This window comes from Pseudoduganella danionis, from assembly GCF_009720775.1.
Classification (GTDB): domain Bacteria; phylum Pseudomonadota; class Gammaproteobacteria; order Burkholderiales; family Burkholderiaceae_D; genus Rugamonas; species Rugamonas danionis.
This window is the reverse complement of the sequence record NZ_WNKW01000003.1, coordinates 437,295-450,698: the sequence shown is the minus strand read 5'-3', so window position 1 is coordinate 450,698 and position 13,404 is coordinate 437,295. Positions and strand designations below refer to the sequence as shown.

The 13,404-nt window shown below is 61.8% G+C and carries 9 protein-coding genes; all 9 read right to left on the bottom strand.

Going from position 1 to position 13,404, the window contains the following annotated elements; all coding sequences use genetic code 11:
* Positions 1–14: 14 nt before the first annotated feature.
* Positions 15–977 (bottom strand): ABC transporter substrate-binding protein, encoded by a 963-nt coding sequence (locus GM655_RS13615; RefSeq protein WP_155435197.1) that lies wholly within the window; start codon positions 975–977, stop codon positions 15–17.
* 107 nt (positions 978–1,084) lie between these two features.
* A complete protein-coding gene (locus GM655_RS13610) occupies positions 1,085–3,412 on the bottom strand; it encodes a glycoside hydrolase family 127 protein (protein WP_229632560.1) in 2,328 nt (775 codons plus the stop codon).
* Between the two features lie 119 nt (positions 3,413–3,531).
* Positions 3,532–4,626, bottom strand: coding sequence for an arabinan endo-1,5-alpha-L-arabinosidase (locus tag GM655_RS13605; RefSeq protein WP_308807411.1), 1,095 nt, complete (start codon positions 4,624–4,626; stop codon positions 3,532–3,534).
* A gap of 1 nt (position 4,627) precedes the next feature.
* Complete coding sequence (locus tag GM655_RS13600; protein ID WP_155435196.1) at positions 4,628–6,205, bottom strand: glycoside hydrolase family 43 protein; 1,578 nt, start codon at positions 6,203–6,205, stop codon at positions 4,628–4,630.
* Positions 6,206–6,209: 4 nt separating this feature from the next.
* Positions 6,210–7,757, bottom strand: coding sequence for an alpha-N-arabinofuranosidase (locus GM655_RS13595; RefSeq protein ID WP_155435195.1), 1,548 nt, complete (start codon positions 7,755–7,757; stop codon positions 6,210–6,212).
* 33 nt (positions 7,758–7,790) lie between these two features.
* Positions 7,791–9,806 (bottom strand): glycoside hydrolase family 97 protein, encoded by a 2,016-nt coding sequence (locus GM655_RS13590; protein ID WP_229632559.1) that lies wholly within the window; start codon positions 9,804–9,806, stop codon positions 7,791–7,793.
* Positions 9,807–9,911: 105 nt separating this feature from the next.
* Positions 9,912–10,679 carry an SDR family NAD(P)-dependent oxidoreductase gene (locus tag GM655_RS13585; protein WP_155435194.1) on the bottom strand — a complete coding sequence of 256 codons (768 nt, stop codon included), beginning with the start codon at positions 10,677–10,679 and terminating at the stop codon, positions 9,912–9,914.
* A 37-nt stretch (positions 10,680–10,716) separates the two neighbouring features.
* A complete protein-coding gene (locus tag GM655_RS13580) occupies positions 10,717–12,324 on the bottom strand; it encodes an aldehyde dehydrogenase (NADP(+)) (RefSeq protein WP_155435193.1) in 1,608 nt (535 codons plus the stop codon).
* Positions 12,321–13,313 carry an AraD1 family protein gene (gene araD1, locus GM655_RS13575; protein ID WP_155435192.1) on the bottom strand — a complete coding sequence of 331 codons (993 nt, stop codon included), beginning with the start codon at positions 13,311–13,313 and terminating at the stop codon, positions 12,321–12,323. Before araD1 ends, GM655_RS13580 begins: the two co-directional genes overlap by 4 nt.
* Between the last annotated feature and the right edge of the window lie 91 nt (positions 13,314–13,404).

The window sequence follows — 13,404 nt, the reverse complement described above, 5'->3', positions numbered from 1 at the left end:
AGCTGCTCATGACGTCAGTATTTACGGCTCGGGAATTCTTTGGCCGCCACTTCGGCAGGGAATACGCCCTCCACCGTGGTGATACGACGCGGTACCGGCTTGCCCGCGACAATGTCGCGCGCCAACTGCATCAACTGTGGCCCCAGCAGCGGGCTGCATTCCACCGTGACGTTGAGCTTACCGGCCAGCATGGCCTCGAATGCGCCTTTCACGCCGTCGATGGAAATCACCAGGATATCCTTGCCCGGCTTCAGACCCGCTTCCTCGATAGCCTGTATGGCGCCTATCGCCATATCGTCGTTATGCGCATACAGCACGTTGATCTTCTTGCCTTCCGCCTTGAGGAAGGCTTCCATTACTTCCTTGCCTTTGGCACGCGTAAAATCACCCGTCTGCGAGCGGATCACCTTCAGCTTGGGATTGCCCGCAATGACTTCCTCGAAGCCTTTCTTGCGATCCAGCGCCGGTGCCGAGCCCACAGTGCCCTGCAGCTCGACGATGTTGATGACAGGATTAGGCAGCTTGGCAGTACGCTCCACCAGCCAGCGGCCGGCGCGGCGGCCCTCTTCGACGAAATCGGAGCCGATAAAGGTCACGTACAGACTAGGGTCGCTCACGTTCACGGCACGGTCGGTCAGCACCACGGGGATCTTGGCCGCCTTGGCTTCCCGCAGCACCGTATCCCAGCCCGATTCCACCACCGGCGAAAACGCGATCAGATCGACGCGCTGGGCGATGAAGGAACGGATGGCCTTGACCTGATTTTCCTGCTTCTGCTGGGCGTCGGCGAACTTCAGCGTGATGCCGTCTTTCTTCGCAGCGTCCTTGATGGACACGGTATTGGCGGTGCGCCATTCACTTTCGGCGCCGACCTGGGAAAAGCCGATCACCAGCGGTTTGGCAGCGAACGAGGCGGGGCTGGCGAAGCAGGCGGCCAGACAGGCAGCCGCCAGCAGGGTTCTGCGTTTGGATTGCATAGCAAAGTCTCCAGATGGATTTTTATGTATCTTCTGCCATCCATACTATGAGAATCTCGAATATCTATCCAATCACATTTTCGCCAACTTCGATAACAATTTCGATATCAGCGCAGCAGGCGCAAACCGTACAGACCACCCGCCATGGAGCCGGCGCGCGCCTCGAAGCGCACTTCCCATTTTCCATCGTTAGGCAGGTCCGCAGGCAGCGCGTAGTCTACCGTGTAGAACTCCTCCGCCGCGCTGGCCGTCAGTGTCACCTCGGCCAGTAGCCGGCCATTGATGCGGATATCGAAACGTCGGCCAGCATCGCCACGGGCATAGCTCAGGCGCAGCACGCGTGCCTCGCGCTTGGCATCATTGAGCTGGTAGCTGAACCAGCCGCTCGCATGGCGCCAGTGGCGTCCCTGATTAAGCCCCGCATCGGCGCCCTCGCCACGGAAGCCGTGATCAGACTCCGGCTGCTGCTCACCCGGCGCCACCTGATCGACGGTACGCGCATCGAGCGCCAGCCGCGCCGCCTCGTTTTGCGCCGTCTTCTGTCTGAGCGCATCCAGATTGGCAGGCGTCGAATACGGCCAGTAAATCACATAGCGCGAATCGTGCAGCCGGTAGAACGGAATGAAGGTGACGCTGCCATCGTGCGTGCCGCTACCCTGTGCCTGCCCCTGCGCCTTCCCCTGTCCCGGCTGCTGCACCAGCCCCGTAGCGCTAAAGGTCAGCGGCTGACCCGGCACAGGCCGCAGCCGCTGCAAGAAGTCCTTGCTATCGCTAACCAGCATGGGACTGGCCTCCAGCGGGCACACCGGCCCTTGCGCCACATGGCCCATACGTGATTCATCGGCGAGGAAATTCAGCTTCTCGTCACCGAACGGCCGGGTCTTCGCCGCCAGCACCACGGGGCCATGCAGCAGCGCGTAGTAGTTCGATTGATCCGGCATCTGTTCCAGCCGTGTCGTCATCGGCAGTTGCACTTCGACCTGGTCGCCATCGCGCCACTGGCGCCGCAGACTCAGATAATGATCGCGACCAGTCTGCACCTTCACTAGCTGGCCGTTCACGCGCACCTTCATGGCGCCCGCTGCCACCCATGCGGGATAACGAATTTTCAATGTAAAGCTGGCGTTACCGGCTATCCGCAGCATGCTGCGGTCTTCCTCGGGGAAGCGGCCATATTGAGTAACGCTGATGCCGCGCTCACGCCAGTTCAGCGTGGAAGGGATGAACAGGTTGACATACAGTTCGTCGCCACGATGGGCGTAGATAAACTCGCCATATTTGGCATGGCTCTCGATGCCGGAACCGACGCAGCACCACATACCCTTGTCCACCTGCGAATACACGCGGTAGTGGTTGGGCCGCATGGGCGTGAAATACACGAAGCCGCCCGTATCGGGCCGCTGCGAAGACAGGATATGGTTGTACAGCGCGCGCTCGTAGTAGTCGGCATAGCTGGCGCGGCTATCGCGCTGGAACAGCAGCGCTGTCAGCTTGAGCATATTGTAGGTGTTGCAGGTCTCGGGCCCTTCCACTTCATTGATCATGGGTGAGAAGTCCTGCGCATCATGGAAGTGCTCCTTGACGCTATTGCCACCTATCGCCACCGTGCGGTGGTCATGCACGGTCTGCCAGAAGAACTGCGCGGCCTGCTGCCATTCGGCGCGGCCCGTCATGCTGCCTATGCGCTGGTAGCCTATCACCTTGGGGATCTGGGTATTGGCGTGCATGCCTGTCAACTGGTCCTGCCCCTGCGCCAGTGGCTGCATGAGTCCCGGCTGCGAGAAGCGGATCGCAAGATCCAGATATTTGCGCTGGCCCGTCATCTGCGCCACATCGGCCAGCACTTCGTTCATGCCGCCATGCTCGCTGCGCAGCATGGCCTGCATCTGCTCTTCGCTCAGATGGCTGGTCAGTTCCAGCGCCCAGTCGGCCATGGCGACCAGCATGTCGCGCGCATCGGCATTGCCGCCATACTGGTAAGCGTCGCGCAGGCCTGCGTAAAGCTTGTGCAGGTTATACCACGGCACCCATTTGCCATTGACGGAGAAATTATCCGCATGCAGTTCACCTCGGGCGATGGCCTGCCAGGCGGTGCTGCCTTCGGGGATGCCACCGATATAGCCATTGCCGTTCTGCTGCTGGCAGCGTTTTAGCTCGGCGACAAAGTAGTTCATCCGGCGCAGCACTTCGGCGTCACCGGTAGAAGCGTACATCAGTGCCAGTGCGGACAGATAGTGGCCGCCGAGATGGCCATCAAGGCCGCTCGATTCCCAGTTGCCGTAGCTGGCCTGTTTGGGCGGCAGGCCCGCTTCACGCAGGAACGGTGCGAGCAGCCGGTCCGGCTCCATGTCGAGGATGTAGCGCAGATCGGTGCGCTGGGCGTCGAGAAACGGGCTGGCACCGAGTCGCACATCGGCGAGTGGGAAGAGTTGCAACGGCGCGGAAGATGCGGATGGCGTGGAAGGTGCGGCAACTGCCGCAACGCTACTCCCCGCAGGGAGCAGCGCAAGCAGCAGCCATGCCGTCCGCAGCAGGTGACGGCTGAATGGCAGCATCATTTGGGGGCGATGATGCTGCTGCGGTAGCGATCGAGGTCGGCGGCATCGACCGCGGGCCAGCCCGCGTTATCCCAGCGGATTTCCATGACTTTCAGCTTCTGCAGGAAGTCGTCGGCTGTCTCGTAGGCGTGCATGACCAGATAGTCCTTGCCGTCAAAGGTATAGGTACCGTTGTGGCCCAGACCGCGCCACGCCTTGGTTCCCGCGATCAGCGTGGTGCCGCCGCCCTTCATCATATCGACGCCGTTCTTGTCCAGATACGGACCGCTGACACTCTTCGAACGTCCGACCACCACGTGGTAGGTGCTATCGCCCTTGCGGCAGCAGTAGCCGAAGGAAGCAAACAGGTAGTAGTAGTCGCCCTTACGGAAGATGAACGGCGCTTCGATGTCGTCACTGCCAGCCGCTGCCCCTGCAGCTGCCGGTACCGTCGTGCGACTGGCGATGGCATGCCATTCCTGTGGCTGGGCCAGCGCGGTACGCTGTTCGTTCAGTTTCACCAGCTTGATGCCGCTCCAGAATGAACCGAAAGCCAGCCATGCACTGCCCTTGTCGTCCTCGATGATGTTCGGGTCGATGGCATTCCAGTTGTCGCGCAGCGGCACCGATTGCAGTACCAGCCCCTGATCTTCCCAGCGATAGTCGGGCGAGCGCGGGTCTAGCGTCTTGTTGACCGTCACAGCGATGCCGGAGGTGTTCTTGCCGAAGCCGGAGACAGAGTAGTACAGATAATAGCGGCCGTTGTGGAAATGCACATCGGGCGCCCAGATATGCCCATCGAAGCTGGGCGCTACCGTGCGCGCCCAGGCTGGCGGCTGGGCAAAAACCTGCCCTTCCGGCTGCCAGTCGCGCATATTCTTCGAGCTATAGAACGGTATGCCCGGCCCCGTGCTGAACAGATACCAGGTATCGCCCTGCTTGATCATGACCGGATCATGCACGCTGACCTGCTGGCCGACAGCGTTAGGCTGCGTGGCGGCGTGGGCAAACATCGCACTGGCGCCCCCTATGCCCAGCACGACGCCCAGACTAAACAGCAGGGCCAGCGACGGCCGTGCCGCCATGAGTTTCTTCCCGATTTTCGTAAACATCCTAGTTCCCCGTCCGTGCGCCCCAGATGGACACGCCATCCACTGATTGCGCCGTCCATGTGACGACAAATGCACTGGCATTGCTGTTCCACTGGCGCGATAGCACGCCATTGAAAGTACCGCCGCTACCCAGCACGATGGTGATCTTGTTCCCGCCATTATGCTTCCATGTGCCGCTGGCCGCACCGGAGACGACGCCGTCGGCCGCCAGCCGGATATTCTGCGAAGGCTTGATGGTGGCAGAAATGTCCTTGCCGTGGTTGATCATCTTGTAGGCGCCGGCCGCTTCTGCTGTCGTCACTTCGGTGGACAGCGGCGTTGCGTTCTTGCTCAATGGCGCATAGCGGAACGGAGCCACGACCATCCAGCCATCCTCGTTGACGAACATTTCATGCACGCGAATCTGGTGCAACTCGCCCGTACCGGGGAAGCGCGTGTGGAAAATCAGGAAGTACTGGCCACTGGCCGCATCATAATAGGCCGAGTTGTGCCCGGGCGAGACGTAGCCCAGCGGCGTACCCGTTTCGCCATCGGCCAGCGCGAACTGGTGGTTGCCCATGATTTTCTGGCCATAGGGTGCGATGCTGGCATCGTCGAACAGCGGCAGCGCCGGATTCGATTTCACGTTGGCCATGTCGTTGCCCTTGGCATCCACATAGGGACCGTCCGGATTGAGCGAACGCGCCACCCGCATATTGTAGGCGCCGTTGGCATCGAGCCCGCCGAAGGACGTGAACAGGTAGTAGTACTTGCTCTGCGGGCTGTACAGAATATACGCGCCTTCGATGCGGCTATGGTTACCGCCCATCAGCCGCTTGCCATAGCCCTGCCCCGGTTTCTGCAAGCCGGTGGCCGGATCGAGCGCGAGGATGAAGATGCCACCAGAATAGGAGCCATACACCATCCACAGCTTGCCATCCTTGTCGAAGAAGGTCGCCGGATCCACCGTGTTGGGCATGGTCAGAGCGTCGTAGACCTTGACGCCATCTTCGCTGATCTGGCCCCACATGCCGGATTTGAGCATGATCTGCTTGTTGACGTATGGTCCTTCTATCTTGTCGGCCACCGCCAGGCCCAGCGCGGAACGGGGCGAATCGCCTTTGCAGGCGTCGTAATAGAAGTAGTACTTGCCGTCTGCGAGGCGGATCACGTCAGGCGCCCACAGATCCGTGACCTGCGCCCACGCGAAGGTGTCGCCCAGCGCCGTGGTGACGTTGCTGAACAGCGGGTTGCTGTTGTTGACGCCATCGGCGATTTTGGTCCAGTTCATCAGATCCGTGGACTTGGCGGCCGCCAGATGGGAACCGAACACATAGTAAGTGCCATCGACACGGATCACGGCCGGGTCATGCACCGAGGCGTCCGCAAAGCTGATGCTGGTCGGCGTAGGCGTAGGCGTAGGAGTCGGCGTAGGCGTAGGGGTCGGCGTTGGCGTCGGTGTAGGGCTAGGCACCGGCGTTACGGCCGCCGTACTGCCACCGCCACCGCCGCCGCAGCCGGCCAACAGCAGCGCAACGCCGCCAGCGATCGCCTTGCGGCGCGAGATGCTCACATCATCCTGTTTCGTATTCGCGTTCATCGTTTTACTCCACTGCTACCACAACCACGGACTTGGCCGGAATCTGCACACTGAGCTTGCCATCGACCGCCTTGGCGCTGAATGGCGCTGGCTTGACGGCTTGCGGAGCGGCGAAAGTGTTGTGCGCATCCATCGCAGCGGCCGTCAGCACACGGCCACGCACGGCCTGCACCTGCTGGCCCGGCAACGAAATCGCCACATCGGCCGGCTGGCGCGGATTGGTGTTGACCAGCGCCAGATAGACCTTGCCATCCGTTGCGCGGGCTGCCGTGGCGCTAATCTCCGGTATGCTGGCGCCGTCCAGCGCGTACTCACGGTTGTTACTCAGCGTCAGAGGCAGGAAGGTGGCGTTCTGGAACGGCACATACATTTCGAACGCATGATAGGTAGGCGTCAGCAGCATCTTGTCCTTATCGGTGATGATCATGGCTTGCAGCACATTGACCATCTGGGCGATATTGGTCATGCGCACGCGGTCAGCATGGGCATGGAAGATGTTGAAGTTAAGCGCTGCAACAAGCGCATCGCGCAGGGTATTCTGCTGAAACAGGAAGCCGGCATTGGTGCCCTTCTCAACGTCGTACCAGGTGCCCCATTCGTCCACGAACAGGCCCAGCTTCTTCTCCGGGTCATGCTTGTCCATGGCTGCCGAATTGCGCTGCATGTGCTGCTCCATGCGCAAGGTGTTGGCCAGCGTGGAGATCCATTCCTGCTCGGCGAAGCCGGTGGCGGCACCCTTCACTTCCCATTTTCCGGTAGGGATGGTGTAGTAGTGGAAGCTGATGCCGTCGGTCTGGCGCTTGAGCTGCTTGCTCAGCACATCGGACCAGCTAACGTCATTATCATTGCCGCCGCTGGCGATCATCTTCGGACGGTAAGGCGCTGGCGCACGCAGGAAGGTTTCGACGTTGCGGTACAGGTCAGCGTAGTGTTCCGGCGTCATATTGCCACCGCAGCCCCAGGCTTCGTTACCGATGGCGAAATACGCGACCTTGAACGGTTTGTCACGGCCATTCTTGCGGCGCAGATTGGCCAGCGTGGATTTGCTGTCCGAGGTCATGTACTCGATCCACTCCGACATTTCCTGCGCACTGCCCGTGCCCAGATTGCCGTTCACATAGGCGTCGGCGCCCAGCATTTCCACCAGATCGAAGAATTCGTGGGTGCCGACCGCGTTCGATTCCTCTACCCCGCCCCAGTTGGTATTGACTTTCACGGGCCGCTTGTCGCGCGCACCTATGCCGTCTTTCCAGTGATACTCGTCAGCGAAGCAGCCGCCCGGCCAGCGCACCAGCGGCACATGCATGGCTTTCAGCGCCCCCACCACGTCGTTGCGCCAACCTTTGGTATTCGGGATTTTGGAGTTGGGGCCTACCCACAGACCACCATAGATGCCGCTGCCGAGATGCTCGGCAAACTGGCCATAGATATCCTTGTTGATCACGGGGCCGGGCTTGCTGGTATCGATGCTCACGCTCACCGGCTCGGCGGCGAATACGGAAGCTGCGGCCAGCAGCGACAGGGCCCATACACCAGGCTTCAAATAGTTCATGCTTGTCTCCTTATGGATATTGTCTAGCTGTTTTTAAAGTTGAATCAGGAAGCCGCCACGCGGCTGGATGGTCAGTTCTATGCGTTTGCCGGCCTTGAGCGGGCGCTGTTCGAAGCTGCGCTCGGCGGCACCGTCGCTGATGATGCTGCCCTGCTGATGCTGAGCGAACGACAGGTCCAGCGTCACCGTGCGCGCGCTAGCGCCAGCGTTGATGCCGGCGATGTACCAGTGCTGGCCGGCGCGGCGCGCCATCACCACATACTGGCCCGGATAGCCATCGAGCAGACGGCTATCGTCCCAGCTACGCGGCAGTTCCTGTAGCAACTGCTTCACGTAGGCAGGCACACCGGCCATGCCCTCCGGCGTTTCGGCAAAGTGCTGGATGCCGGACAGGTAGAGCACCGAGGTGGCCAGCTCGAAACCATTGCTGGCGCTGCGGCGGATATTCGGTATGGAGCCGAACACCATGGGTGTGAAGTCCATAGGGTCGAACAGATTGCGCGTGAACGGCAGCATGGCCGCGTGGGCCGGCATGCGGTCTTCGTCGACCTGTTCGAAGGTAGTGAATTCCAGCCCGCGCACAGCTTCCATGGTCATCAGGTTGGGATAAGTGCGGCTCCAGCCGCGCGGCAGCGTGGCGCCGTGGAAGTTGACCAGCAGGCCGGCTGCAGCGGCATCGCGCAGGATGTCCGTGTAATAGGCAATCATGGACTGGCCGTCGCCACCGAAGAAATCTATCTTCACGCCTTTCACGCCGATGGCGCGCAAGCGTTCAAATTCGGCCACCCGCTGGGCATGTGTGAGCAGCTGGCTTTTGGGCGTATATTCAGTGGTATTCCATGCGCCAGATGAGTTATACCAGAGCAGTATGCCGACCTGCTTGGTCGCTGCGTACTGCACCAGCTCGCGCACCTTGTCGTAGCCTATCTTGCGGTCCCAGTCGGCATCGATCAGGGTATAGTCCCAGTGCATGTCGGCCGCATAGTCGATGAATTTCTTCTGCACCTCGTACACGGTGGCATCATCCTTGAGCAGCGCCCAGCTCCACGAAGCGTGGCCCGGCTGCACCAGCGCAGGCGGGAACGGGATGGCCGGCGCAGCCAGATCGGTGCCCAGCGTGGAGTCCGTGACAGTCTTCAGCGAGCCCAGAGCCAGCACGCGCCATGGCGTGGTCAGCGTGCCTGCCACGTCGGCCAGCAGGCCGCCGCCGGTGTAGACCTCGGCCGCCATGGGCTGGCCAATGCGGTACTCGGCGCCATCGGAACGGGGCGCCAGCCGCGAGGCCTGATAGCTGCCATCCATGCCCGCTTCGCTGATCGCCAGCCAGTTGGCACCGGCCCTGAATAGCGCGGGGAAAACCCAGCCCGCTTGGGTCGGCGCTGCGCTGCCGGCGGCAATGTCCATCTGATAGTGTTCTTCGTAGGAGGGATTGGTGCCGTTCCAGCCCGTCTGCGCCACCGACATCGGCTGCAGCCATGCGCGGGTGGCAGCGGGCAACGCGAAGCTGGTCTGCTCGGCCAGTAGCTGCTTGCGCGCGAGCGATGCTTCGCGCACGCGGTAGCGGAAGGCCACGCCATCGTTGGAGACGCGGAAGCTGATCTCCATGCGCTGCCCGGCCGGATTGCTGACGGTGGTGGTCTGCTCCAGCGCACGGTAGCTGATCTGGCGCCGCTTGCCGACAGCCATGCTGTACCGCTCATGCACGGCCAGCGCGCGGCTGATACCGCACACGCTGAGCTGCTGCGACAAGTCGGCGCCCTGCAACTGCAAGCCTAGCTGCGATGGCAGCAGCACGGGCCGGCCATCGCGCGCGATGCTATACCGCAGCGTGCCACCGCTGCCGGCTTGCAGCGTCACGCTGATATGCCGATCGGGGCTGCGCAGCACGGCCACGTTCCGGGCCGCGCTGCCAATGTTGCCGGTGCTGTCTGCGCGGATAGTGCGATTAGTGCTGCTAGTGCTGTTCGCGCCATCTGCGCAGGCCGCGACAGCGGACTGCGTAAAGCTGCAGGCGGCCAGCATCAGCACGGAGAATCCTGTCTTCACCATGTTTTCACCCAGATAGAGAGAGCTACCGCCCGCTGCTGACTCGCACCGCACAGCGTGCACAGCGAACGGCACTACTACATAGAAAAGCCCGCAGGCTGCCGCCGTCTAGACCCAGCCTGCATCGACGATGAATTCCTGCGCCGTACACATGGCACCATCATCGGCAGCGAGGAACAGCACCATCGAAGCGATGTGCTGCGGCATCAGCTTGGTCGGGATGCACTGGTTGCGCTTGATTTCTGCTTCGCCCGCCTCATCCAGCCACAGGTCGATCTGACGCTGGGTCATCACCCAGCCCGGCGTGACCGTGTTAACACGGATGCCATGTGCACCGAATTCGCGAGCCAGCCCGCGCGTCAGGCCATGCACAGCCGCTTTGGCCGTGGCATAAACGGGGTAACCGGCATTCTTCACATGCCACGAGATCGAGCCGACGTTGATGATGGAACCAGCGCCCTTCTTCTTCATGCCTTCGAAGACAGACTGGCAAGTGAAGAACATCGGGCGCTGGTTGATGGCAATGCGCTCGTTCCAGTAGTCGGGCGTAACTTCGCTGGTTTCGTGGCGCTGGTCGTTGGCGGCGTTATTCACCAGAATATCGAAGTCGCCAATGGCCGTGGCCAGTTCGGCCATGGTGGCCTGCAATGCCGCGATATCAGTAATGTCGCACTGGCGGAACAACGGCTCGGGATAGCCGGCTTCCTTGACGCGGCGGATCAGCGCCAGGCTGGCATCGCGAGCGATATCGACGAAAGCCACCTGGGCGCCCTGCTCCGCAAACGAGATCACCATGGCTTCACCTATGCCGGTGCCACCGCCCGTAATGAACACGCGCTTGCCGCGCAGGCTGCCAAATTTGGCCAGTTGGGTCATACAGTCTCCAGAATTTTTATGATAGTTGTGAGCCAATTCAGTCGCGCGTCAGTACACCGTCGCGCCGGTGCCAGCGTCCGGCATTCGTGCCTGCGCCAGTATCAGTCTCGCTATTGTCACGCAAGACCTGCGGCAGCAGCGCCTGTGCCAGATTCTGATAGCACACGGGACGCAGGAAGCGGTTGATCGCGCCGGTGCCCACCGAAGTGCTGCGGCCATCCGAAGTAGACGGGAACGGGCCACCATGTACCATCGCACTGCATACTTCCACACCGGTCGGATAGCCATTCGCCAATATCCGGCCCGCCTTGCGTTCCAGCAGTGGCAGCAGCGCTTGTGCCGCGTCGAGATCGGCCGCATCCATCTGCAGCGTGGCCGTGAGCTGGCCTTCCAGACTTTCGGCCACCTGATGCAGCTCGGCCAGATCGCGGCAGGCCACCACCAGCGAGGCGGGACCGAATACTTCTTCCGACAGCGCGTGCTGCGACAGGAAGGCCGCAGCCGTGGTGTGGAACAGCGCGGGTGCGCCCTTGCCCGGTTCCTGCCCGGCCAGTGCCAGCGTACTCACATCGGCATGCTGCTCAAGCTGATGGATGCCGCGTGCATAGCTGCCGGCGATGCCGGACGACAGCATGGCGCAGGCAGCACCACCGGCCAGCGCCTGCGCTGCCGTAGCAGTGAAGCGCGCCAGATCGGGGCCGTCTATGCCTATCACCAGACCTGGATTGGTGCACATCTGTCCCACGCCCAGCACCAGCGAAGCTGCGAAACCTTGCGCGATGTCTTCGGCGCGCGCGGCCAGCGCCTGCGGCAGCAGGAACACGGGATTGATCGAACTCATTTCTGCATACACAGGGATAGGTACGGGACGTGCGGCAGCCACCGCCATCAGCGCCGTACCGCCGCTGCGCGAGCCGGTAAAGCCCACCGCCTTGATGGCCGGATGGCGCACCAGTTCTTGACCTATGCCGTTGCCGCTACCTGTCAGCAGTGCAAACACGCCGGCCGGCAGGCCGCACAGTTCCACTGCCTTGACGATGGCGCGGCCTACCAGTTCGGACGTGCCGGGGTGGGCCGAATGGGCTTTCAGCACCACAGGGCAGCCGGCGGCCAGCGCGGACGCCGTATCGCCACCGGCGACTGAGAAAGCCAGCGGGAAGTTACTGGCCGCGAATACGGCCACAGGGCCGACAGCAATCATGCGCATACGCAGATCGGGACGGGGCGGCGTACGTTCTGGCAGGGCCGGATCGATGCGCACATCATGCCACGAGCCTTCTCGCAGCAGGCTGGCGAACAGTTTCAACTGGCCTACCGTGCGGCCACGCTCGCCTTCGATGCGCAGGCGCGGCAGGCCGCTTTCCGCCATCACGCGCTCGACCAGCGTTTCACCGAGCGCCATGATCTGCTCGGCGATGGTTTCGAGGAAGACGGCGCGCTGCTCATCGCTAAGGGCGCGGAACTGGTCGAACGCTGCATCGGCCAGACGGCAGGCCTGATCGATCTGCTGCAGGTCCACCGCATGGAAAGCCGGCTCCATCTGCTGCTGCAAGCTGGGGTTGTAAGCGTAGATAGCGCCGCCGCTACCCTTGACGGCCACGCCGCCTATCAGTGCGTCACCCGTAATGGTTACAGTGCTGATCATAATGGCAGCACCTTCGCCACTTCCGTGGCATACACCGACAGACGGTTGCGCAGCGCAGGGCCGAACTGGGGCGCTTCGATTTCGAAGGTCTCGCCGGGCTGCACCACGATGTTATCGGCCACGCTCAGGGTGGCGGTACCGAAGAAGTGGATATGCACATCACCGGGACGCTTGAACAGCGGGTATTTGAAATGGTGGTGTTCCAGATTGGCCAGCGTGTGCGACATATTCTGCTCGCCGCTAAAGAAGGCCTTTTCCCAGCGCAGCTTGCCCTCTTTGTCGTAGATGCGCGAGGTGCCTTCAATATGGGCCGGTGCTTCACCCACCAGCAGGGCAGGACCAAGGCCGCAGGCGCGCAGCTTGGAGTGGGCCAGGTATAGATAGTTCTGGCGCTCGGTCACGTGGTCGGAGAATTCGTTACCGATGGCATAGCCCACGCGGTAAGGCTGGCCATCGTCGCCGATCACGTACAGGCCGGCCACTTCCGGCTCTTCACCGCCATCGAGCGCAAAGTCCGGCATGGCCAGATCGGCGCCACTGGCGGCGACGATGGAGCCGTCGCCCTTGTAGAACCATTCCGGCTGAACGCCCGCCTCACCGGCCGCCGGCTTGCCGCCTTCCACGCCCATGCGGAACATCTTCATGGAGTCGCTCAGCGATTCCACATCACCGCCGATTTTCTTGTGCATGGCATCGCGCGTATCGGCACTGCCCAGATGGGTCAGACCCGTGCCCGTCACATAGCAGTGGGCCGGATCGGCATGATCGATAGGCGGCAGCAGCAGGCCTGCTGCCTGCACGGCGTCAAACGCCAGTTGCACCTTGCCCACGGCAGCACTCGCCAGCGCGGCCAGACTGGTTTTCTGGCGGATGGCTTCCTGCGCCAGCGCATAAGTGGTTTCGTAATCTTCGATGACGCGGATGGTATTCTGTTCCAGCACGCCGATCTGGCGGCCTCCCTGAACATTCTTGAATTGCACGAGCAGCATGGCTTCTCCGGATTTCTGGGTTCTGTTAATTCGTTTGAGATAGAGGTGCAGCGCGGGTCCGCTGCACTACCGCAGCGGACCCGCCTGAATC